The 22,172-nt window shown below is 61.3% G+C and carries 20 protein-coding genes; 12 read left to right on the top strand and 8 right to left on the bottom strand.

Going from position 1 to position 22,172, the window contains the following annotated elements; genetic code table 11:
- Positions 1-73 precede the first annotated feature (73 nt).
- The 7 genes from ABIC03_RS07585 to ABIC03_RS07555 all read left to right on the top strand — a co-directional run bounded on the left by ABIC03_RS07585 (position 74) and on the right by ABIC03_RS07555 (position 7,882).
- Positions 74-265 (top strand): hypothetical protein, encoded by a 192-nt coding sequence (locus ABIC03_RS07585; protein WP_354056800.1) that lies wholly within the window; start codon positions 74-76, stop codon positions 263-265.
- A gap of 418 nt (positions 266-683) precedes the next feature.
- Entirely contained in the window at positions 684-1,796 is a 1,113-nt protein-coding gene (gene dctP / locus ABIC03_RS07580; protein WP_354056798.1) for a TRAP transporter substrate-binding protein DctP, read from the top strand.
- Between the two features lie 139 nt (positions 1,797-1,935).
- A complete protein-coding gene (locus ABIC03_RS07575) occupies positions 1,936-3,072 on the top strand; it encodes a TRAP transporter small permease subunit (protein ID WP_354056796.1) in 1,137 nt (378 codons plus the stop codon).
- Between the two features lie 3 nt (positions 3,073-3,075).
- Entirely contained in the window at positions 3,076-4,443 is a 1,368-nt protein-coding gene (locus ABIC03_RS07570; RefSeq protein WP_085402328.1) for a TRAP transporter large permease, read from the top strand.
- 1,215 nt (positions 4,444-5,658) lie between these two features.
- Positions 5,659-5,799 carry a hypothetical protein gene (locus ABIC03_RS07565; protein WP_201266204.1) on the top strand — a complete coding sequence of 47 codons (141 nt, stop codon included), beginning with the start codon at positions 5,659-5,661 and terminating at the stop codon, positions 5,797-5,799.
- Positions 5,800-6,000: 201 nt separating this feature from the next.
- A complete protein-coding gene (gene nhaA / locus ABIC03_RS07560; RefSeq protein WP_354057542.1) occupies positions 6,001-7,374 on the top strand; it encodes a Na+/H+ antiporter NhaA in 1,374 nt (457 codons plus the stop codon).
- A 328-nt stretch (positions 7,375-7,702) separates the two neighbouring features.
- Positions 7,703-7,882: a hypothetical protein gene (locus ABIC03_RS07555; RefSeq protein ID WP_354056793.1), complete on the top strand. Its 180-nt coding sequence runs from the start codon at positions 7,703-7,705 to the stop codon at positions 7,880-7,882.
- 290 nt (positions 7,883-8,172) lie between these two features.
- Here the strand turns inward: ABIC03_RS07555 and ABIC03_RS07550 are convergent, their stop codons facing one another.
- Together ABIC03_RS07550 and nhaD are read right to left on the bottom strand one after the other, a co-directional pair.
- On the bottom strand, positions 8,173-9,165 hold the full coding sequence (locus ABIC03_RS07550) for a cytochrome P450 (protein ID WP_354056791.1): 993 nt from the start codon (positions 9,163-9,165) through the stop codon (positions 8,173-8,175).
- 366 nt (positions 9,166-9,531) lie between these two features.
- The gene (gene nhaD / locus ABIC03_RS07545) at positions 9,532-10,812 is read right to left on the bottom strand and encodes a sodium:proton antiporter NhaD (protein ID WP_354056789.1); all 1,281 of its coding nucleotides are present in this window, start codon (positions 10,810-10,812) and stop codon (positions 9,532-9,534) included.
- 1,108 nt (positions 10,813-11,920) lie between these two features.
- Between nhaD and ABIC03_RS07540 the strand changes: the two genes are divergently transcribed.
- A complete protein-coding gene (locus tag ABIC03_RS07540; protein WP_354056787.1) occupies positions 11,921-12,091 on the top strand; it encodes a hypothetical protein in 171 nt (56 codons plus the stop codon).
- Between the two features lie 1,007 nt (positions 12,092-13,098).
- Here the strand turns inward: ABIC03_RS07540 and ABIC03_RS07535 are convergent.
- Positions 13,099-13,452 (bottom strand): putative quinol monooxygenase, encoded by a 354-nt coding sequence (locus ABIC03_RS07535; protein ID WP_354056785.1) that lies wholly within the window; start codon positions 13,450-13,452, stop codon positions 13,099-13,101.
- A gap of 56 nt (positions 13,453-13,508) precedes the next feature.
- Positions 13,509-14,318, bottom strand: a complete 810-nt coding sequence (locus tag ABIC03_RS07530; protein ID WP_354056783.1) for a glutathione S-transferase family protein — start codon at positions 14,316-14,318, stop codon at positions 13,509-13,511.
- Between the two features lie 9 nt (positions 14,319-14,327).
- Here ABIC03_RS07530 and ABIC03_RS07525 point away from each other — a divergent pair, with 9 nt between their 5' ends.
- Positions 14,328-15,128, top strand: a complete 801-nt coding sequence (locus tag ABIC03_RS07525) for a helix-turn-helix domain-containing protein (RefSeq protein WP_354056781.1) — start codon at positions 14,328-14,330, stop codon at positions 15,126-15,128.
- 100 nt (positions 15,129-15,228) lie between these two features.
- Here the strand turns inward: ABIC03_RS07525 and ABIC03_RS07520 are convergent, their stop codons facing one another.
- Positions 15,229-16,116: a VOC family protein gene (locus ABIC03_RS07520; protein WP_354056779.1), complete on the bottom strand. Its 888-nt coding sequence runs from the start codon at positions 16,114-16,116 to the stop codon at positions 15,229-15,231.
- Between the two features lie 166 nt (positions 16,117-16,282).
- Here ABIC03_RS07520 and ABIC03_RS07515 point away from each other — a divergent pair, with 166 nt between their 5' ends.
- On the top strand, positions 16,283-17,470 hold the full coding sequence (locus ABIC03_RS07515) for a CaiB/BaiF CoA transferase family protein (protein WP_354056777.1): 1,188 nt from the start codon (positions 16,283-16,285) through the stop codon (positions 17,468-17,470).
- Positions 17,471-17,529: 59 nt separating this feature from the next.
- On the opposite strand, the gene ABIC03_RS07510 is transcribed toward ABIC03_RS07515, so the two are convergent.
- Positions 17,530-18,252, bottom strand: a complete 723-nt coding sequence (locus tag ABIC03_RS07510) for a DUF72 domain-containing protein (protein WP_354056775.1) — start codon at positions 18,250-18,252, stop codon at positions 17,530-17,532.
- On the opposite strand from ABIC03_RS07510, the gene ABIC03_RS07505 reads away from it, so the two are divergent.
- Positions 18,251-18,562, top strand: a complete 312-nt coding sequence (locus ABIC03_RS07505) for a hypothetical protein (protein WP_354056773.1) — start codon at positions 18,251-18,253, stop codon at positions 18,560-18,562. The two genes, ABIC03_RS07510 and ABIC03_RS07505, sit on opposite strands and share 2 nt — an antisense overlap.
- A 320-nt stretch (positions 18,563-18,882) precedes the next feature.
- Positions 18,883-19,467, top strand: a complete 585-nt coding sequence (locus ABIC03_RS07500) for a DUF1349 domain-containing protein (RefSeq protein WP_275170670.1) — start codon at positions 18,883-18,885, stop codon at positions 19,465-19,467.
- A gap of 181 nt (positions 19,468-19,648) precedes the next feature.
- Here the strand turns inward: ABIC03_RS07500 and ABIC03_RS07495 are convergent, their stop codons facing one another.
- Both ABIC03_RS07495 and ABIC03_RS07490 read right to left on the bottom strand, forming a co-directional pair.
- Positions 19,649-20,797 (bottom strand): amidohydrolase, encoded by a 1,149-nt coding sequence (locus tag ABIC03_RS07495; protein WP_354056771.1) that lies wholly within the window; start codon positions 20,795-20,797, stop codon positions 19,649-19,651.
- Between the two features lie 274 nt (positions 20,798-21,071).
- Complete coding sequence (locus ABIC03_RS07490) at positions 21,072-22,160, bottom strand: mandelate racemase/muconate lactonizing enzyme family protein (protein ID WP_354056769.1); 1,089 nt, start codon at positions 22,158-22,160, stop codon at positions 21,072-21,074.
- Positions 22,161-22,172 lie beyond the last annotated feature (12 nt).

Raw genomic sequence — 22,172 nt, 5'->3', positions numbered from 1 at the left:
ATTTCCAAAACGACAGCTCGGTCGCACTCTCGAGCTTGCGACTTTTTGCTCCGTGATGTGGAGGAAGGCGAATATGAACATGCTGATCGGAGCTGCGATGCTTGCGGTAGCAGGCATCCTGATCTTCATTGGGCTTCCCGATCGGACCGGCGAGCAACCGAAGTTCCTGCGCTTTGAAGCAGCGCTGGTCCTGTATCCACCAGTTGTTTTGTCGTTCATTGGACTCGGCGCTGCGGCCCTGATTTCGGGCCTACTAACTAGATAGAGGCATGTCCAGGCATGAGAGAAGCACCTCTCAGCCCACCAGTTGGTGAGCGCGGCAGTGGCGTAATTTGAAAAGGCACTCCGCACACCTCCTTTGAAGTGAAATCCCTGCCTTGCGATTTGGAAACGCAAAGCCGAGCCCGCCTGCAAAATGCGGTAAAGCGCTATATCCCTGGCCGAGACGCTGAATTGGCCTGTCGTCTTTCGGCCGCTGCGCCGGTCGGCGCTCGTAGCGAGGCAAAATAGTATCCGTCTTTAGTCTAACGTTGCCTTAAAACGACGGCAAAATCCATGTCTCCCAACTTAAAGATGGGCATAATTCCGGAGGCTGCGGGGTTGATGCTTAGTCAAGACCGCTTCAAACTAATGAAAAATAAGAAACGTCGTTCAAATTCAAAGAACACGCCAGGGAGGAAGCAATGAAAGTGCGTCCAGACACGACAGCAACACGCCGCACCGTATTGAGTGGTGCCGCCGTTGCGGGAGCAGCGATCATAAGCGCTCCCTATATCCGCAATGCCGATGCAGCTGAAACGACGACTTGGAAGGTCCAGACTTCGTGGCCAGCTGGCGTGGGGCTCAATACATTCAAGACGTGGGCCGCATCGATCAAGGAAAAAACCGGCGGCGAGCTCGAATTCAAGCCTTTCGCTGCCAAGGAAGTTGTCGGCGACTTTGAGCTGCTTGACGGCGTAAAGAACGGCGTCCTCGAGGCGATGAACTCCTTCACCGTCTATTGGGTCGGCAAGGTGCCGGCGACGGCGTTCTTATCGTCCTATCTGATGGGTCTGCGCTATCCGCATGAATGGGACGTGTTCTTCTACTCGAAGGACGGCCTGAAAATGGCGCGCGAGATTTTCGCCAAGCAGAACATCATGTATGTCGGGCGCATCCATCATGGCCCCAACATCATCCATTCAAAGAGGCCTATCCGTTCGATTGAAGATTTCAAGGACCTCAAACTGCGCGTTCCCGGCGGTATGATCGCCGAGGGCTTCGCGGCGATTGGCGCTAAGACCACGCTACTTCCCGGCGGGGAGGTCTTCTCGGCGCTCGAAAAAGGTACCATCGAGGCGGCCGACTACACCGGTCCAGCGGTGAACTGGGATCTCGGATTCCAGCAGGTCACCAAGTACATCTGGATGGGGCCGGTCGGACTCGAATCCATCTATCAGCCCGTCGATCTCATGGACTTTTGCGTCGGCATGAACCACTGGAATAAGCTGTCGCCAAAGATGAAGGCTTGGGTTGAACTCGAAATTGAGGCCTATTCGTCGCTGCATCACGCAGCGATCCAGAAGGCCGATATGGAAGCTTGGCCGAAATTCATCAAAGCCGGGACTGAGATCAACCGCCTGCCGGTTTCAGATCTAGAGAAATTCCAGCGCGTCGCGGTGCCGATCTGGTTTAAGTGGGCAAACAAGGACAAGGACGCCGCTCGCGTCTTCAAAGCCCAACTAGAGGTAATGGAATCGCCGAGTTACGGCTACGTCACACCCGATATGTATCAGGGCCAGAAGCTCGATCTCTGAACGCTGTCGGTGACGGCGGCGCGGGAGTCCGTGCCGCCGTTCGCCTTGCCAGGAGGGCCGCAGCGGGAATGCGCCTTTCCATCGATCAAGTCGGAGCCGTCTGCTGTTCCTGCAGACGCGGGGAATTCCGGGGAAACTCATGCCCAGCCTTCCGTTTGTGCTGCCCCATTGGCTGTACTGGGGCACGCTCGTCGTCTTTCCTCTTGTGGCCATTTACTTCGTCCGGCGTGAGCACCGGCGAGGCGTTCCCAGAGGCCCGTCGCTTTTCATCGCCTATATGTTCTGGCTCTGCTCAGGCTTCATGGGCCTGCATCGCCTCTACCTGAAGAACAACTGGGGCTTCATCTTCATTCCGGTGTTCCTGCTGATCCTTCACACCACCGACGTCATCCGCGACAAGCGCGAGGATGTCTCGCGCACGCGCGCTGCGGTCGGCGCCGCTATATCGGAACTCGATCATGCCAAGATTCCGCCCAACGTAACTGCGACGCCGCAGATGCAGGAGCGCCTGGCCAAGGCCGAGGCCGCCGGCCCCAAGGCCAGATCGGATTTTGAGCAGGCCGAGACTGACCTGGCGCGCTGGCATGGCTATTCACGCTGGCTTGCCATCCTGATGGCGGCGATGCTGGTCGGCGACGCCTTCCTGCTGCCCGGCCTGACGCGCAGGCAACGGCTCCGCGAGGCCGAGCAACTGGCCAACGCGCCACCCGAAGTCGTGCCGCCCGACGTGCCCCAAATCGGAACGCAGGAAGATCCGACGCTTAGCCTGCACACGCGATTAACCGACGCGATCGAATCGGTGAACATTCGCGCCGGCGAGTACGTCGCCTACTGGGCCGTCATCTCGGTGTTTGGCTACTATTACGAGGTGATCGCTCGCTTCGCGTTTAATTCGCCGACCAATTGGCTGCATGAAAGCATGTTCCTGATGTACGGCATGCAATACATGCTGGCAGGCGCCTATGCCTATCAATGCGATCAACATGTTCGCGTCGATGTACTCTACGTGAAGTTTTCGGCGCGCGGCAAAGCCATTGCCGACATCATCACCTCGGTATTCTTTTTCATCTTCGTGTTCGCGATGTTCTTCACGAGTTGGCGCTTCGCCATGGATTCGTTCAATCCCGGAAGCACCGGCGAAGTCTCCTTTACCGAATGGGGTGTGCAATACTGGCCGGTGAAGCTGATGATGCCCATTGGCGCTGCGCTGCTCGCGCTTCAGGGCCTTTCGAAGCTGATCAAAGATGTCCTCATTCTGAGGCGCGGGAGGGGCTGAGCCGTGGGTTTCGAAATCGATATCGCATGGCTTACGCTGCTGCTGTTTGGGTCGCTGGGAGTGTTGCTGGCGCTCGGCCTGCCGATGGCATTCTGCACGGGCAGTCTCGCGGTAGTGTTTCTGTTCCTGTTCGGGAATTCGGCCATCTTGAACATGATGCCGGCCCGCATCTTCCCTTTCATGACCGACTACCAGCTCTCGGCGGTGCCGCTGTTCATCTTCATGGCCGCGATGCTGGAGAAAGCGGGCATTATCGAGGAACTGTTTGACGCCGTCTATAAATGGCTGGGCTCGGTCAAGGGCGGCCTTGCCGCCGCGACCGTGCTGGCCTGCACGGCGCTCGCCGCGATGGTTGGCGTAGTCGGCGCCACCGAAGTCACCATGGGCATGATTGCGTTGCCTGCGATGCTGAAGCGCGGCTATGACCAGAAGCTTGCCTGCGGTTCGCTGCTCGCCGGCGGGACGCTGGGAATTCTGATCCCGCCCTCCGTCATGGCGATCGTCTATGCAGTGGTCGCGCAGCAATCGCTGGGGGAATTGCTGGTCGGTTCAATCTTTCCGGGCTTCCTGCTCTCGGGGCTGTACATCTCCTACATTCTGATCCGCTGCTACATCAACCCTAGCCTTGGACCCGCGCTGCCGCCCGAAGAACGCGTCAGTACGCGCGAAAAGCTTCGGCTGCTGAAGAATACCATTGCTCCGCTGCTTCTGATCGTGCTGGTGCTCGGCGTGATCTTTGTCGGCATTGCGACGCCGGTGGAAGCGGCCGGTATCGGCACTTTCGGCGCGCTGTTCGTATCCGCGCTGCACCGGAGGCTGAACTGGCTGGCGGTGCAGGAGGCTGCCATCGCGACGTTAAAGGCGACCGCGATGGTGATGTGGATATTCTTCGGTGCGACGATGTTCGTCGGCTTCTTCATCGTGAAGGGCGGGCAGACCTTTGTGGCGAACACGATTCTTGGCACTGGTTTGCCGCCCTACGGCATTTTGATGCTGATGATGCTGATCCTCTTCGTCCTCGGCATGTTCATCGACTGGGTCGGCATCCTCTTGCTAACTGTGCCGATCTTCTTGCCCATAATGAAGAGCCTGGAATGGGGTGGGCTGTTCGGCCTCCCGGGCGTACGGACGGAGGATGTACCGCTCTGGTACGGCGTCATCTTCATGGTCAACATGCAGATGGCTTTCCTTTCTCCACCGTTCGGCTATTCGCTGTTTTATCTTAAGAGCGTCGCGCCGCCAGAGATCACCATGGCAACCATCTTTCGCGCCGCGTTGCAGTTTATGGCGCTGCAATGGTTCGGCGTGGGCCTCTGCATTCTTTTCCCGTCGATCGTCGTCTGGCTCCCGAGCGTTCTGTACGCGCGTTAAGCGGCAAAGTTCGTTGACTACGACACGAGCGATTTGGAAGTGGTCCGTGTCGCGCCCTAGGCAACCCAGAATATGACGATCTGTTCTGCTCGTCTGCAGCTTATTGTGCGAAAACAACATGTCGGTTGAGAGCAACGCTGCTTTCGCAGCAATGGTGGCAAAACCTTCGCGATCGTTCCGACCCGTACGCGTAGCTCTAGATCCCGATTCCCTAACGGACAGGATCGCCTTCGCCAGCGTCTTACTTCGCCCAAATGGCTTGAATTCCAGCTCGGTTGCTGGCCGTTCTTTTTATTCACCCCGTCGCGTGGACGCCGCGAGATCGACCCGGCCGCCGCATCAGCCTGCGAGTGAACGGCGCGCTGATTACTGCTACGGCAGAGCCACCTGCATACTATGAGTCTGGCCGGCTCTTGCTGAATGCGGCTCGCCGCGGGTACAATATGCGCCAAATTCGGTAGGCAAAGGGCTCTGGCGGATGCGTTTTGATGACCTTACGTGACGCGCTGTCCTGCCGCATTGAACGGTGCGCAGCCCTCGCGGAAGTGCTTCCGCCCGGTGCTGCTCGGACGGCTTTGGGGGAGCTGATACGGGAGTATTCGCGCGACCTTCAAGCACTAGAGCAGCTTGAGAGATCCTGTGAGCAGGCGGACAAGCGATCAGTACGATACCGGACCGAAGCGGCGCGCTCGAGTCTTGCTCGGATAGCGCGGCGACGAAGGCTTTCCGCACGTCGTCACTCCAGCTCAGAACGCAGGACCGAGCCCACCGGTGCGTGAGACGCTCGTCACTTGGCCGGCCGGGAGCAAGGATGTTCTCGAAGCAGCCGTCGCCGGCAAACAGACCGAGAACGGGAACGTTCGTGGTTCTACGCAAATGGCTTTTTGGTCGCTTCCTGGATCGCGGCCCGCAAATGAGACTGCGTGACCTAGCCCTCGCAACGGTCGACCGCGTAGTCGCAACTGCTGGAGTGTTTCTGTGGTCGACGAGGGATAGGCTGATTGCCGGCGGTGTGCAGGGGGATATGGCGATAGCGGTTGGAAAATTTCGTCCACGCGTCTATGCCGCAGATCGAGACCGAGGCTCTCTTCAACGACGGCGTCGGCATCGTCCTGTTCACCGTGCTGCTGCGCTTCGCCGTCTCCGGAGAAGGCGCCACCTCGGTCTCGGAGAGAGATCGCCGAACTGCTCCTGCGGGAAGCGGGAGGTGGGATCGTGCTCGGGCTTGCCACCGGATACGTCGCCTACCATGCCATGCGCATGATCGACGACTATGCTGTGGAGGTGTTGATCTCGGTGGCGCTGGTGACCGGAGCGTGCCGAGCGTTTGCAGCGCGCCGGTACTCCTCTTCCTGAGGCTGAAAGGATTCCGAGCGTCGGGGAGCACTCCCGGGATGAGTACCACCCGAGGGACGGATGGTGCAGCCGCTGCCGCTGATCCTCTCCACGGCCGTTTCCCCCCAGGCACTGTTCCGTCTCGTCCAAGGTTGAAATGACGCCCATGGGATGTATAACCGGGGCTCGGGTGTTCGCTGTATCGGCAGCGACAGGAAAGCGATGGTCGGGCCGCCACGCGGAGATCCTGCGCCCGTGAACCACAATCCTCCGTTTGACGATCTGCCGAAAGCCCAGCGGCTGGCGGAACAGGCCCTCAACACCCTTCAGCGGTTCCTGCATGTCGAGGCCGTCAGCGGTGCGGTGCTGCTCGTTGCCGCCGCCGCTGCACTGATCTGGGCGAATTCGCCGGTGGCCCACAGTTATCACGATTTCTGGCACCTTCCGGTAACGATTGGTCTGGGGGAATTTGTCTTTTCACGCTCGCTGCATTTCTGGGTCAACGACGTGCTGATGACCGTGTTCTTCCTCGTCGTGGGCATGGAGATTCGGCGGGAAGTCCACGAAGGCGCGCTGAGCAGGCTGGACCAGGCCATGCTGCCGCTGGTCGCGGCGATTGGTGGCGTCGTCCTCCCGGCACTCATCTATCTGAGCCTCAACGCCGGTCCGGATCGAGGGCAGGGCTGGGCCGTGCCTACGGCGACGGACATCGCCTTCGCAGTCGGAGTGCTCGCCCTGCTCGGACGAAGAATCCCGGTCAATTTGCGGGTGTTCCTCCTTGCTCTGGCTATCATCGACGACATCATTGCAGTGCTGATCATCGCGCTCTTCTACACCGCAGGCCTTCAGCCTGGCGGTTTCGTCGTGTCGATGATCGGCGTTGTCGCCGTCCTGGGCTTTCGCCGGATCGGAGTCGGCTCTGCGCTTTTCTACGTCCTGCCTGGTTCTCTGGTTTGGATCGGGTTCATGGCGGCTGGGATCCACCCCACCCTAGCGGGTGTGCTGCTCGGGCTGATGACTCCCGCGCGCGCCATCCCCATGCGGGAGCCACCACTGGAGATGGTCTCTCGCGCTCTCAAGCAATTGCGAAGCAGCGATGCGGTTAGGGCGAAGGATCCGCACAGGTTGGCGCAACCACTGCGGGACCTGCGCGTGGCCCAACGGGAGCTACTGCCGCCGGTCTCTCGGGTGCAGACGGCGCTGCATCCGTGGGTGGCCTACCTCATCATGCCGATCTTCGCGCTGGCGAACGCCGGCGTCGCGCTGACGGGCGTCGAACTGCCCGCCGGCGGGCATTTGGTGATGCTGGGCACCGCGCTCGCCCTGGTCGCCGGCAAGCCGCTTGGCGTCGTCGGCGCGACTTGGGCGGCGGTAAGACTTGGCTTGTGCCGGTTGGCCCCGGGCGTCTCGTGGGCTGGGGTCTGCCTTGTCGGCCTGCTGGCCGGAATCGGTTTTACGATGTCGATCTTCATCTCGATGCTCGCCTTCTCTGATGAAGGACTGCTGACGGCGGCCAAACTGGGCGTCCTTCTCGGCTCGCTTATCGCGGCCATGCTCGGCCTCGGCTGGGGATTCAGCCAAGTCCGGCGCTTGTGAAAGTCCAACCGATGCCCTTTGGAGCCCCGCATGTCTCGTTCGTGTCATTTGCCGTCGAGGTCCAATCCTCCGGAGTGACACAGGTGATGATCGTCGAGACGAACCTGCACCTGAATCCGCGGCATCCCGCCTACGACCGCTTGGCCGTCACACAACTGATTGCAGCGTCAGAGGCGTACACGAGCGCCAATGTGGAAGGTCCTTCTTCCATTCGGCTCATTTCCACCGCAACGGGGAGATCTAGTGGGTATCATTCAGCCGCGATGTCTCGCGGTCGACTGAGGCGGGTGGAAGGCCAATCAGAGTATGCGAGAGCCGGAGAAGTCCCGTGCGACGTCGTAAGGCCCGGACAAAGCAGGACGAGGCTAAGCTCCTGGAGATGGGAGCAGCTGGGGCGCCGGAGGCGATCGTCGAATCGCCAGACCGCACCAAAATGTCGGTCGAGGTTCGCGCGGCGGAGATCAAGCGCCGCGGTGCTGGTACGACTCGTGAACCGGAGGCGGGATGAGCGAGGCGAGGTATCTGAGCGCGGAAGGGGTAGTATCGCTCCGGCCGCCCGGAAGGATTGGCAGGCGACTATGAAACATGTGCCGTCGTTGCTGGGCGTCATCGCCCTGTTTTGCATCGTGTTCTTCCTGACGAGAGCGTCGCTTTCAAAGCCTCAACTAGCGGCTGGCATTTGCATTGCTCTCCTCGTCTATGCCGCCACCATGGTCTGGCATATCCGCAACATCCTTCGGTAATCGAAAGAGGCGGCAAGGCGAGAGCAGCCGATGGCCCAGTTCTCGGACCGGCCCCTTAGGCCGCTAGTCGCACCGGCAATCTCGCCAACGCGCGGATGCCAAGCCGCTTGTGCCACCTGATGTCTTCGGGCCCATGTGCGAGCCGCAAGGCGGGAAAGCGATCCAGGATGCGCTGAATGCCTATCGACGCTTCTGCGCGCGCGAGCTGGAATCCGAGGCAAAAGTGTACGCCGGTGCCGAACGAGAGGTGCGGATTGGGATGGCGCGTAATGTCGAACGTGTGGGGCTGCTCGAACCGTGCCGGGTCGCAGTTCGCCGCGGCAAGGAATGCCGCAAACATCTCGCCGCGCCGGACCTGGCGTCCTTGCCAGATCAAATCCCGGATTGCGAAACGAGGCTTGGTCATCTGCACGGGAGAGACGTAACGAAGACATTCCTCGATGCATGTCGGCATCAGGCCCGGGTCTTGGCGCAACCGGCCCAACTGGTCCCTATTCGTGAGCAGCGCATAGAGACCGCCCGATATCAGATGCGTGGTGGTTTCCTGTCCCGCACCGAAGAGGAGGAAGATCATGGAGACGATTTCGTCCTCGCTGAGCCTCTGGCCTTCGATCTCGGCCTCGCGCAGCGCAGCGATCAGCCCTTCCGGCCGCGCCCCGCCACCGGGTCTCGAAACGCGCCGAAGGTACCGCACGACGCTGATCACACCGGGGATGGCGCGTATCACCGCAAAGACATTCGCAGTGTCCTTCAACCCGCCCAACCAGTTCTTGAACCGATCGTGATCCTTCTCCGGCAACCCTAGCATCGCGCAGATTACCGAAAGAGGCAGATCCCGGCAGAACTCTGCCATGAGATCGGCCTCGGGCTTGCCGTCCAGCTTGTCGAGCAGCCGATCGGCCGTCTCAACGATCGTCGGCTTGAGAGCTGCGATCGTGCGCCTCTGGAAGGCGTGGTCGACGAGGGCACGCAGGCGACGGTGCTCCGGATCGTCGTGGCCGAGCATGTTCGACGCAAGAAGCCCGAGCGTCCTCGGGAGAACTTTCAATATCCGCTCCTGCGTTCTGCTTCCGGCGTTGGCGGGATCGCGCGCGAAGTCCTGGCTGCTTTTCAACAGGTCTGCGCAGCTCTCGTGGCTCGCCGCGAGCCAGGTGCGGCGACGATCGGCAACCTCAAGCGCACCACCGGGCCTTCGGTTCGCATGCGGTCGAGCGTCGTAAAAGGGTTCGCGTGAAACTCCGGGGACAAGATGTCGAACCGTCGCTCGTCGAACATGTCTGCTTCCGCGCTTCTGTTTGTTGTGGTTGGAAATTGAGCGGTGCTCCGTCCTGAACGCCGCGCGTGCGGGCGGTGCGACTAGCCGCTCTGCCGAGGGGTTGAATCCTTGGACAGACACACTGAAAAGAATCTGCGTTCAGTGAAAGTACCGGAATTGCACAATGTAGACCGCCGCTCCGGCGAAGTATCCGAGAAGCGCGAGTACGCTGATTTTTCGCATGTACCAAATGAACTGGATCTTCTCGATTCCCATCGCGGCAACGCCCGCAGCGGAGCCGATGATCAGTATCGATCCGCCCGTTCCGGCGCAGTAGGCGATGAATTCCCAAAGGAAACTGTCTGGTGGATACTGGCCCATTCCATACATGCCCATCGATGCTGCGACCAATGGAACGTTGTCGACGATGGCGCTGAGCAGCCCCAACGCAAGCACGATTGCGTCGGTGCGGCCGATGCTTTGATCCAGCCAGGCTGCAAGGGCGGCCAGAATATGGGTGTGCTCCAGCGTGGCAACGGCCAGCAGAATGCCCAGGAAGAAGACGATTGAGCTGAGGTCGATCTGGGTAAGAGCGTGCGCCACAGTCAACGGCCTTCTCTCCAGCGGTTGCTTCCGGCGATGAATGACCTCTCCGACGAGCCACAATGTTCCCAAGCCGAAGAGGATGCCCATGAAAGGCGGCAGGTGCGTAACGGTTTTGAACGCTGGCACCAGGACCAGGATGGCAACCCCGAGGGCGAACATGACGTTTCGTTCGAAGGTGGGCGTGAAGGCATCGTCGCTGCCATCGACCTTGGGAGAAGCGAAAGTTCGCCCCCGCAGCTGGTAATTCACGATGAGCAGCGGGATCAGCATGTTCGTGAGGGACGCGAGGAATAGCGTCTTGACTATGGCGAGAGCGGTGATCTGGCCGCCGATCCACAGCATGGTCGTGGTGACGTCCCCAATGGGGGACCACGCGCCGCCTGCGTTGGCAGCGATCACGATCATCGCGACGAACAACAGCCGATCACTTTGCTTGTCCAGCAGCTTCCTGATCAGCGAAACCATGACGATGGTGGTGGTGAGATTATCCAACACGGCGCTCAGAAAAAACGTCACGGAGCAGATGAGCCACAGCAGGATCGTCAATTTCTTCGTGTTGATTTGCGAGGTGATGATCTCGAATCCGTCGTGGGCGTCGATGACCTCGACGATGGTCATGGCGCCCATCAGGAAAAATATGATCCCTGCCGTCGAACCGATGGTCTCGCGGAGCTGATCGATGATCGCTTCGTGGTCAGTTGCACCCACGGCATAGATCGTCCAGAGCAGGCCGGCCCCAAAGAGGGCGGAAGCTGATTTCTCTATTTGGATCGGGTGCTCAAGCGCTATAGCGGCATAAACCACGACGAAAACGACGACGAGTGCGACCAGCAAAACGAACCTCCGAATCCGAATTTCGGGCCGATCATGCCCGAACCCGACTGTGCTAAGAAGCCTCATGTGCGGAAAGGCCGCGGTCCAGTATTGTTGGCTTGGGAGAATAAAATGCCTCAACCAAACGGTAACGGGCCAAGCTTGTGGGGCTCCCGCGCGAACGGCCCCGTTGGCTGGATTGTCAGCATCGTATCGGTTCTGATGTTCGTCGTGGCGCTCTACCTGTATGCAATGAGTGGTGCACCGGGTTCGTCTCCGAATGCGACTGGCGGCTCGAGCGATCACTCGCCGGCTCGCCTCGCAGCACCGAGTAAATAAGGACAAGGACAGAGCGCCGCGATAGCCGCCGTTGCACGGCGGCTATCGACTGAGCAATCTCCAGCGAATGGACCGAGAAACGTGGATTATCTCAGCCGGCGCTTCGGCCTGGCCGCTTGAGGTTTACCTTCAGGCGATCGACGCGCCGCGACCTCCAAGGCCACGAGGCCGAAGACGGAGAGAGCGATTAGCATGACGAGTAGCAGCAGGGTGCCGTACATTCAGATGACTCCTACCCAGCTGCTCCTGTGAGCAGCCAGTGGTTCGACAACGTGCGGCGCCGAGATCGCGGGGTAGAGTGGAGTTGTCGATCGAGCAATTGCACATGCGGACAGAAGCGGGCAGATGAGTGTGCGCACGCAAGGCCGGTGCCTGCAGCCCGAGCCTTGCTGGCACCTGCACGCGAGTTTCTCGGCTGTACGGCGAGTCCTTTTTGATGCTGCGCAAAAAGTTGTCGGCCGGGGCGCCCTCAAAAAATGCGTTCCTCACGGGACTCTGCACGAACAATCACTTCAGGCCCAACGAAATGTAGCGATTGGCAGCTCGCCGGGCAGTCGGGAGATCGCTTGTCGCCCGTCAGGAAAATCCTGACTATCATGACCTCCGCTCGGGCGAGGAAGGTTCAGTCGTGATGTGGCTCGGTTCGCTGCACGATAGTAATCGCCCGAGGAGTGGGAGTATGCTTCAACGTCTGCCAAAGACGGCGCTCGAACGCCGCACACAATTACGTCCAAGGATGTAAAGGCCGCTCTTCGGGGCGGCTTTTCTGTGAGCATAGGAGGAAAAGCAAATGCATCTGAAAGCTCCTATCGATCTTGACACGGAAAGGTCGCGCAAAAGGGCCGTGTGGTTGCGTCAATTAGCCGAAGGGGCGGCTCACCCGGAATTCGCTGAAAGGATCAAGGATCTGACTGAAGAATACAAGGGACTTGCCGAACAGTTCGAGCATGAGGACCGGTAGGCCCGCGACACCCAACGTGATCAAGGAAAGAAGCGGCGTGGGCCCAGCGGCTTGATGTCCCCGAGTGTCGAGCGCCTCCCAGCCCAATCCGTACCGCCGTTACCTTGTTTGCGGTGATGCCGCTCCGAACTACCGACCGCGTTTCGGCCGTGTGGGGGCCGGGTTGTGCACCTGGTCCTTACAAGGCAGGGAAGTCGCGCGACGAGGTGGACGTGAGCCGGCCCCGCATGTGTTGCAAGCTGCGACCGCTCCGCCGATCCTGACTACTACCAACGCCCCGCACTGAATGGAGGGTCCGTTTCCGCCGACGAAGGCAGCTGCCGTTGCAAGGCCGCCTGGAAACGGTCGACCCTCCTTGTAGGCGGGCAGCCGTTTAGTGGCATCGGAAGGCTTGGAGGTCGTTCCTCGATACTCCTCGCACCGGCCGCCCTCGATCCTGCGGCCGAGGCCGAACGCAATGCGCCATCTTCGGTCAAGTCGTGCGGGAGGCGGAGCACTACATCGCACGGGCGAAGGTCGCCGAATCCTTTCGACTCCGCCGCGGTGCTGCTGTCGCACACGTTGGCCGCGCGCCGCTCAAGCCACACGACATGAACGGCTTCCAGCTCGGGGCGGTATGGTCGCTCATCCTGCGTTGCGGTCGCTCCGCACGTGAGACGACAGTGCCAGTTGGTTCAGATATGCCGCCGCCGTTTCGGTTTTGGTGTTTCTTGATAGTGCGACACCAAGATGCTACACAGTGCCAGTGTCGCCCGGATTTTCTCCAGTCTTTTCAGGTGCGTAGCTTCAGCGGTCACAGGTCCAAACCTGGCTGAGTACCCTCCCGCCCCAGCCACTTGATAACGCTCACCTATCCTGCCCCTTCTTTGGCGTTCGATGAGGCCCCGCCGACCGCAGCTTGCAGTTGGTCGGCAACAGCCGGCGTAGGTCCTCCCCATCGACCATACCGGGGTTGCAGATGAAAATGTCGAGTCTCCTTCTCCGATGGTGTGGATGCATGCTCCCTCTCAACGATCGAAGACTTCTCGTATTTCAATGCGTGGAGGAGCCTCGAGCATATCCAGAAGAGTTGTAAGATCACCCCTTTGTGTCCGCCACGCGATGTAACCCTGCTGCTGCGCGAGGCTATCCCATTCCTGGATCAGGGTGAAACGGGCGGCGTTTTCCGGATCCTGTGTCGACCAGCTGAACCGTTGCCCCGCGGCCTTCCGTGTCACTGGTATGACCACCAGCAGGTGCTGCTTTAAGGCCTCCGCATTGCGAGCGGTCATGTCGAGAGTCACAATGACGGGCCGTGCGTCTTTCGGAGCAGCAATGGCGGGCGATTGTTCCTGCCCTGATGGCATCATGGTATCGGTCATGGCGAACTCCATAGTTGATTTCAGGACAGCCTTCCGACACGAGGCTGTCGGCGGGCTCAATGGTTCCTCGGCGGTCTGCGCAGCAGCGGTCGGATGCTTGGCATCGCCGCGCGACCCATTGTCTGCCAATCCTTGAAGGGGCCGGCCGCGAGGAAGGCGAAGCTGGCCTCCCACGAGGGGCGAAGCTTCATGCGCTTGTACCAGGCCGCAAGATGAGGCCGATCACAGTTCGTGATCAACTTCGTCAACCCCATCTGGTCGAGCCGGGCGATGTAAGGCAGCGCCGTCAAATCGAGCAGGGTCACGTCATCGTTGATCAGGTAGGAGGTGCGGCCCAGCATTTCCTCGAATGTGTCGAGCATCTGCTCTTGAGTGCGCACGGCATCGGCGAACTCCGGGGCTTTTAGGCCCTGGCTCACGGCCGCTCGGCGCAATTTCCGGTCTCGCTCGTTGGGCATCGCTGCCAGCAACGCCTCTAGCCGGTCGGAAGGCAAGTGGAGAAGAGCCGGCCGCGCGAGTATCGCATAGTGCATCATACCATTGGCCGGATGGTTGACTTCATTGAGCCGGCAGATGTGAGCGCGCATCCGCTGCCGCAGGACCGGGTCGGAAGGGCTCAACGGCGGAGATGGAAACACCTCATCCAGATACTCGAGAATGGCGGCCGTTTCGAACATCCGGTCGCCCCTGTGCATCAGCGTCGGCACGACGCCGGCTGGGTTGACGGCACGGTAACCCGGCGCGTGCTGCTCGCCTCCCAGCGATATTTCCACGCTTTGAAAGTCCAGCTTCTTTTCCGCCAAACTCAGGCGGACCTTCTGCGACGATGCGGAAGCGAGATTGTGATAGAGCGTCAAATCGATCATGGAGGTATGATGCCCGACATGGAGAACAGTCGCTTTCAAAAACCTGCTGCGTCCGGGCCGCTCTTTTCCTGGGGAGCACGTGCCTTCTACGTCGGCCCTAGTTTTCGGCTGAGCCCTCATCGGAACGCCGTAGCCGTGCTGGCAATTGGCGTCGATCGACCATTCGGCGTTGCCAGCAATCCGAAGATGCAAAACTCCGCTTATCGCAGTTGCCGGACTGCGTTGATCCCGCCGAATATGTTGCATCATTTCCAAATTGGGCGAGGCCGGGTTGCTTTCCTTTATGTGGATGCGCGCAGCCGCGACCTGGAGCACCTGCAAACGCTTGCAGCCGAACAAACACCAAGAGCCTCATTCGACCTGAGCATCGAAAATGAGCTGATCGAATTGTCCACTCGGCTATCGGATGGGGTGATCGATTGGAAGAAGGCGCGCGGCGAGCTAGTTGAGCACCTCAACGCCCCCGCGCCGGGCGGGATTGATTGTCGGATCGCAGAGTTGATTAAACAACTTCACGCCGAGCCTGCCGCCCGGACGCCCTTGGCGTCAATCGCAAAGAAACTCGAAATGTCCGAGTCACGTCTCATGCACGTCTTCAAGCGCGACGTCGGGATCCCATTTCGCCGATATCGCATGTGGGTTTCGATGGGGGCTGCCATACGAATGATGCAAGCTGGCGCAAGGCTTACGGATGCCGCGCTCGGAACAGGTTTTTCTTCCTCGGCTCACTTCAGTGCCAGCTTCCGCGAAATGTTTGGGATTGAGCCTTCGCGACTGAGCCAAGCCATCGCTTCAGCGCCCCCGCCTTGATGCACCAGTCCTCTAGTCAGGGGATGCACTTCGGGGCCAGGCGTTGTAGATGGCGACGGCCTTTAACCTATTGTTCCGGCTAGGGGCGATTTCCGGTCCCCTATCCCTCATACTGATCCGGTCCCATCGCCCAAAGCGATTGATCGTGGCCGGATGCGTAGTTGCGATTGTTCAGCGCCGGATTGCGATTGACCATCGGCCGCATGAACATCGGGTGGGTGGCGCTGCGCACCTCGTGCTCGACCGTGAACAGCGGCTTGCCGCTGTCGAGATCGACGATGTCGCAGAAGCGGTATTGGTACTGATTGTCCTCGCGCGAGATCAAATCGCGCGCCAGCAGCTTGCGATAAGGGCCGGAGAAATCGGTGATGTACATCTGCACGTGGTGGCCGTCATAGTCGCCTTGCGGTCGATCGGTCTCGCGGAATAACAAATGCTGGTCGCGCCCCGTCTTCACGGCGGCGACCGTGCCGTCGCCGTTCCACAGCTCCGATGGCATGCCCATGATCTCGGGGTAGAAGGCGCAGATGCGCGCGGCGGATCCTACCGGCACGTCGAACTCGACGTAGGGAATGCCGAGCGCGACGCGGCCGAAGCGCGCGGCGTCGGGCTCGTAGCATCGCAAACGGTTGCCCCACGGACAAATCGCCTCGACGTGGTCGTTATGCTCGGCGAAGGCGAACGCGGTGCCCTCGAGCTTCTTGGCGACCGACGCCAATCGCGTCAGCAGCGCCTCGCGGCCCGCGATGACCAGTCCGATATGCCCGCGCAGCACCTGCGGCCGGCCGCTCGGCAAATGAAACTGGCTCCGTCCGGCGTTGATCCACATGTTGGTGTCGGACACCATCAGAAAGGGATCGCGGGTGAGCCCAAGGCCTGCGACATAGAACAGCGTGGCAAGCCGCTGGTCCGGGACCTGGATGTTGACGTGCTCGAAATGGATCGCGTTGCCGAGATCTTCTTTGGATCGATCGAATTGTTGCGGCATGGACGGGGCTCTGATGGGGCAGGGACAGGTCCATACTAGAGCACAATTTCCGCCAGTCGAAATGATTCGCGTACCACATCTCAGGGGCGGAGTATGGCGCCCGTTGCCGCCTTGCCGCAAACGCCAATCCCTGTAAGCTGACAAAAAGCACAAAGGAAAGAGATCGATGGGAGGGGTTCTGGACGGCGTCCGGGTTCTCGATTTCGGGCGCTATATCGCGGGGCCCTATTGCGCGACCTTGCTGGCCGAATTCGGCGCCGAGGTCATTCGCGTGGAGAAGCGCGACGGCAGCGAGGATCGCTTCGTGGCGCCGGTGGGTGAAAATGGCGAAGGGGCGTTGTTCCTTCAGGTCAACCGTAACAAGAAGTGCCTCACGCTCGATCCGATGAAGCCGGAAGGGCAGGAGGTGATGCGCCGGCTGATTGCGACTGCGGACGTGGTCGTCGCCAATCTACCGCCGCAGACCTTGCGCGCGATGAAGCTCGACTACGATTCGCTCAAGGCGATCAAGCCCGACATCATCCTGACGACGGCAACCGCGTTCGGCGGGCCGGGGCCATGGTCCGACCGCGTCGGCTTCGACGGCGTCGGCCAGGTGATGTCGGGCTCGGTGTACATGACGGGCGCCGGCGATCCGCCCTACCGGGCCGCGGTCAACTGGGTTGATTTCGGGACCGCGCTGCATTGCGCGTTCGGCACGCTCGCCGCGCTGATCGAGCGCGGCAAATCCGGGCGCGGGCAGATCGTCGAGGGCGCATTGCTCGCAACCGCCTTGTCCTTCACCAATGCCACGCTGATCGAGCAGGCCGTCATCAACGTCAATCGGGTGCCGACAGGCAATCTCGGCCAGACCGCGGCACCCGCCGACATCTACCGCACCAAGGACGGCTGGGTGCTGTGCCAAGTCACGGGGCATCCGCTGTTCAAGCGCTGGGCGAAACTGATGGGCGAGGAGGAGGTCTGGCTGAACGATCCGCGCTTTGCCGACGACATCAGCCGCGGCAACAACGGCTCTATCATCAGCGAGCGGATGGCGCGCTGGTGCGCCGAGCGCACCACGCAGGAAGCCGTCGACACCCTGGGCAAGGCCATGATTCCGACCGGCCCCGTGCTGAGCCCGCAGCAGGCGCTGGATCATCCGCACATCCGCGCCGCCGGCTTCATGCAGGACGTTGACTATCCCGGTCTGCCGAAGCCCGCGCCGGTGGCGCGCGCCGCCGTCCGCCTGTCGGAAACGCCCGGCGAAATCGCGACGCGCCCGCCCACGCTCGGCGAGCATACCGACCTTATCCTGAGCGAGCTCGGCTACGACAAGGCCGCGATCGCGGCGCTCCGGCAAAGCGGCATCGTCTAGCGATGAACGACGGCGCCTGCACGGCGGCATGACGGCGCGTCGCCGGCCCTGTCCGTGCGCTACAGCAATTGCTTCAACGCCTGGGCATCGGCCGGCGCCGCGCTCTTCTGGTCGTTATCGAAATAGACAAAGACGTCGCAGCCCTGCCGCTTCCAGGACTTGATGCGCCGCGCCCATTGCGCCAGCGTGGGTTTTGTATAGTGCCCGTGATAGCGCCCGCTCGGCCCGTGTCCGCGCACATAGACGAAATCCGCCGTGCGCTTCCACGGCGCCGGCGCGTCGTGATGGTCGGACAGGCACAGCGAGATGTTCTCGTCGGCCAGCATCCGCAAGATGCGCGGCTGATACCAGCTCGGATGACGGAATTCAAAACTGTAACGCCGCTTCCGCGACAACAGCTTGAAGAAGCCGGCGAGGCGGTCCGCGTTGGCCTCGAATTGCGGCGGCAGCTGGAACAGGATCGGGCCGGCCTTGCCGCCGAGCCGTGAGATACGATCCTCGAGCAGCTCGAGGCTGTTCACCGAACGGTCCGACAGGCGCTTCCAATGCGTGATGAATTTCGAGGCCTTCCAGGCAAAGACGAAATCGCGGCCGGTCTGCTCGCGCCACCCCTTGACGGCCTCTGGCGTCGGGGTGCGGTAGAACACTCCGTTCAGCTCGGTGGTGTCGAACTGTCCGGCGTAATAGCTCAGCTGCTGCTTCAGCGTCACGCCCTCGGGAAAGAACGGGCCTCGCCAGGAGGCGTAATGCCAGCCGGAAGTTCCGATCAGAACGCGCGCCATGTTTGACGTGTCCATCCGTTGCGATTTTCCGGATGGGAACGTCCGTGCGGCCGATACGTTGCTCGTGAGCTTGATCAACGCAGGACCGGAACCGATGTACGCGCTGTTCGAAGGCAACAAGCAGATCGGCGACCCCTTTCCCTCCGAGAAGGAGGTGTGGGAAGCCGCCTTGATCGAGGGTCTGGTGACCGACGTGCCGGTCGCGGACGAGGAGGGCGGCAGGCTTCTGCCTGCCGGCTATCACGTCGCGCAGGTCGAGGAGACGTTCGAGCCGAAGCCGGGCTGGAAGCTGCCGCGCGAGATCTCTTGAGCGGGCGCGTGTTCGCAGGGCGGTGGGCTTACTACGCGCAGCCCGGCTTAGCCGGATGAATGCGCAAGACCCGGCGAGTTCGTTATCGCTTGAAGCACGGCAAGACGGTCGGGCCTCAAGATGATCCGCCGCGGCGGCTGATCGCCGACTTTCGAAATTGGTCCGTCGACGAAGTAAGTGGCGCACCTCGTTGAGGCCCGTTCAGCGAGGCATGACGGATTGGATTTGCTCAGGTTCAGTTCTTCGATGCCGCTATCGCGATGTCGGGCCGAAACCCGAAAGCTCGTCGAGACCATCACATGGTTTGCATCGAGGTTAAAATGATACTTGGCAGATCTGACGGCATTTGGCTGAATGAGCCGAAACAATGGACCGAGAAGGGCAACAGCCTTGAAGTGGTCACTGACAATGCCACCGACTTCTGGCGCGAGACTCACTACGGCTTTATCCGCGACAACGGACATTTTCTCGGGTTTAAGGCCGGGGATGCCTTCACGGCCGAGTTGCGGGTGCGCGGTAATTTCCAAGCGCTCTACGATCAAGCCGGCATCATGGTGCGCGTAGACGCTAATCGCTGGCTTAAGGCCGGAATCGAATTTGCCGACGGACGGGCCATGCTTTCGAGCGTATTGACGGATGGGCGGTCGGACTGGGCAACGGCACCCTATGAGCACGACGCACGTGATTTCCGATTGCGGGTAACCGTTGCTCATGGCGTTCTTCGTGTGCAAGCTTCGAACGATGGCAAGGTTTGGCCTCTCATGAGGCTTGCGCCGTTTGCCAAGAACCCTTCCTATCTTGTTGGACCGATGGCTTGCACGCCGGAGCGGGCCGGGTTGGAAGTGGCTTTTTCGGAGTTTCGGATGACGGCGCCGCTCGGCAAGGACCTTCACGATCTAGAATGAGGCTGCTGGCGCGGCCGGAGGCGGCGCTGAAGTCTGAAGTCGTCCATCGCCGTCGGTTGGCGCATTGCAGCGGCAGGTGTGGAGTCGGTAGGGCAGAAGTCATTGCCCGGTGCAGACCGCCGCCTTTGACCCGTCGGAGCATGGCGGGCATCAAGTGCAGTGTCATTCATGGATACACACTCTAGTTGGAGGCCAGCGCCGCCTTGGCGACTTCCGCCATCCAGCTCGCCGCCACCGGCAGGATCGCGTCGTTGAAATCATAGCGCGGGCCGTGCAGCTCGGCGCCGTCGCGCAGTTCGCCATTGCCGATCCAGACGAAGGCGCCGGGGCGCCGCGAGAGATAGTGAGCGAAATCCTCACCGGCCATGCTGGGCGCGAGGTCGCGCCGCAACTCGGCCCGCACCTTGTCCGCGGCGAGGCGCGCGAGATCCGCCTCGGCCGGCGTGTTGATGACGACGCCGACGCCAATGACGATCTCGGGCGTCACCTTGACGCCGAAGCTCGTGGCAATCCCGGCGCAGATCTGTTCGATCCGCGCCAAGACGGTGTCCTTCACCGCGTCACGATGGTAACGCAGCGTGCCGCCGATCGAGACGCGTCCGGCGATCTGGTTGCGTGCCGTGCCGCCTTCGAGCGTGCAGAGCGAGAGCACGGCGGTGTCGAGCGGATCAACGCTGCGCGAGACGATCGATTGCAGCGCCACGATCAGATGCCCGGCCGCCATCACCGGATCGCGCGTCAGATGCGGCATGCCGGCGTGTCCGGCATGACCATCAATGGTGATGGTGATGCGCCCGCCGGAGGCCATGACGACGCCGTCATGGACCGCGATGGTGCCGGCGGAAAGTCCCGGCCAGTTGTGAAAGCCGAACACCCGATCCATCGGAAAGCGCTCGAACAGCCCGGCCGCGACCATCGCGCGCGAGCCGCCAAAACCTTCCTCGGCCGGCTGGAAGATGAAATCGACCGTTCCGCTCCAGCTGGTGTCGGCGGCGAGCAGCGCGGCGGCGCCGAGCAGCGAAGCGGAATGCCCGTCATGGCCGCAGGCATGCATCACACCGGGATTTTGCGAAGCGTAGGGCAGGGACGTGTCTTCGGTGATCGGCAGCGCATCCATATCGGCGCGCAGGCCGACGCGGCCCTGTGCAGCCCCTCGCGTGAGGGTCGCGACGATGCCGTGACCGCCGATGCCTGACACGAAGGGAATGCCTAGTTCGTTGAGCTTGTCCTGCACGAAAGCGGCGGTGGCTTTCTCCTGGAGGGACAGTTCGGGATGCGCGTGCAAATGCCGGCGCCACGCGGTCAGTTTCTGGTGCAGCTCGGGGGTCAAGGCGGGAATCTCTCGGATTGTGTGTCGGCGTCGACACCATAGCCGAATAACCGCAGCTTGCATCAAGCGTCAGCGAATGCCTCGCGTGCGGCAACGCGTTGGTGATTGCTGGGGCAAACCGACCGCTCTGCGCGCTCCACTTCACCTCTCCCGCTTGCGGGAGAGGCCGGGAGAGGGCTCGATCGTCATTGGGGATCTCACTGCGGAAACACCCTCTCCCCAACCCTCTCCCGCAAGCGGGAGAGGGGGCACACCCGCGGCCGCGGCTCCGCGTCTACGGCGACAGCTTCGCCAGCCCGTCCCAATCGAAGCTGATGCCATGGCCGATCCGGTCCGGCGCGAGCGCGAGGCCGTCCTGCAGCACCAGCGGATGCTCGATATATTTGTCGAGCCCGAAACCGTGCGCCTCCAGATACGACCGGTTCGGGCAGGCCGCGAGCAGGTGCACGGTGATGTCGTGCGCGCCATGGCTGGTGACGGGCAGGTTGAACGCTTCCGCCAGCCGCGCGATCTTCATGAACGTACTGACGCCGCCGCAATTGGTAACGTCGGGCTCGGGATAGGACACCGCGCCGGCGACGATGTAGTTCTTGAACTCCCACAGCGAACGCAAATTCTCGCCCGCCGCGATCGGCACGCCGCCGGCCTGCATGATGCGGGTGTGGCCCGCGATATCATCGGGAATGATCGGTTCCTCGAGCCAGGTGAGGTCGTAGGGTTGGAACGCGCGGGCGGCGCGGATCGCTTCCTCGACCGTCCATTTCATGTTGGCATCCACCATCAGCGGGAAGCCGTCGCCGAGATGTTGTCGCATCGCCGCGATCCGCGCGACATCCGATTTGAGATCGGGGCGGCCGGCCTTCATCTTGATGGCGCGAAAACCCTTGGCGAGATTGCCGTCGGTCTGCTTCAGCAGCGCCTCGACGGAGAGATCGAGGTCGATGCCGCCAGCATAGCAGGGCACGCGCGGAGCGAAGCCGCCGAGCAATCGATACAGCGGCAATTTCGCGCGCCGCGCCTTCAAATCCCACAGCGCGATATCGAGCGCCGAGAGCGCCAGCACCGCCGGCCCGCCGCGGCCGCCATAATGCAGGCCCCACCAGACGTGATGCCAGATCGCTTCGGTATCATCGGCCTCGCGTCCTTCGACCAGCGGCGGGATCTCGCGCTTGAGGATGTCGGCGACGGCGCCGCCGTTGCGGCCCACCGTGTAGGTATAGCCGACGCCCTCGGCGCCATCGACATCGCGCACCCGGCAAGTGATCAGCTCGAATGCCGCCATGTCGCCATGCATCGAGTCCGACAGCGTGACGGGAAGGGGGATCCGGTAGAATCCGGTCTCGATAGTCGAAATGCGCGGCATGCAGCCTCCTTC

It is taken from the genome of Bradyrhizobium sp. RT6a (assembly GCF_040547675.1).
GTDB lineage: Bacteria > Pseudomonadota > Alphaproteobacteria > Rhizobiales > Xanthobacteraceae > Bradyrhizobium.
This window is presented reverse-complemented; position numbering and strand designations above follow the sequence as displayed.

Bases quoted from the DNA above. Each gene is read 5' to 3' on its own strand.
- ABIC03_RS07540 (WP_354056787.1), top strand. From the start codon at position 11,921: ATGCATCTGAAAGCTCCTATCGATCTTGACACGGAAAGGTCGCGCAAA.
- dctP (WP_354056798.1), top strand. From the start codon at position 684: ATGAAAGTGCGTCCAGACACGACAGCAACACGCCGCACCGTATTGAGT.
- ABIC03_RS07575 (WP_354056796.1), top strand. From the start codon at position 1,936: ATGCCCAGCCTTCCGTTTGTGCTGCCCCATTGGCTGTACTGGGGCACG.
- ABIC03_RS07500 (WP_275170670.1), top strand. From the start codon at position 18,883: ATGATACTTGGCAGATCTGACGGCATTTGGCTGAATGAGCCGAAACAA.
- ABIC03_RS07505 (WP_354056773.1), top strand. From the start codon at position 18,251: ATGTTTGACGTGTCCATCCGTTGCGATTTTCCGGATGGGAACGTCCGT.
- ABIC03_RS07535 (WP_354056785.1), bottom strand. From the start codon at position 13,452: ATGACCGATACCATGATGCCATCAGGGCAGGAACAATCGCCCGCCATT.
- nhaA (WP_354057542.1), top strand. From the start codon at position 6,001: ATGGTCGGGCCGCCACGCGGAGATCCTGCGCCCGTGAACCACAATCCT.
- ABIC03_RS07585 (WP_354056800.1), top strand. From the start codon at position 74: ATGAACATGCTGATCGGAGCTGCGATGCTTGCGGTAGCAGGCATCCTG.
- ABIC03_RS07510 (WP_354056775.1), bottom strand. From the start codon at position 18,252: ATGGCGCGCGTTCTGATCGGAACTTCCGGCTGGCATTACGCCTCCTGG.
- ABIC03_RS07515 (WP_354056777.1), top strand. From the start codon at position 16,283: ATGGGAGGGGTTCTGGACGGCGTCCGGGTTCTCGATTTCGGGCGCTAT.
- ABIC03_RS07490 (WP_354056769.1), bottom strand. From the start codon at position 22,160: ATGCCGCGCATTTCGACTATCGAGACCGGATTCTACCGGATCCCCCTT.
- ABIC03_RS07525 (WP_354056781.1), top strand. From the start codon at position 14,328: ATGCCCGACATGGAGAACAGTCGCTTTCAAAAACCTGCTGCGTCCGGG.
- ABIC03_RS07520 (WP_354056779.1), bottom strand. From the start codon at position 16,116: ATGCCGCAACAATTCGATCGATCCAAAGAAGATCTCGGCAACGCGATC.
- ABIC03_RS07530 (WP_354056783.1), bottom strand. From the start codon at position 14,318: ATGATCGATTTGACGCTCTATCACAATCTCGCTTCCGCATCGTCGCAG.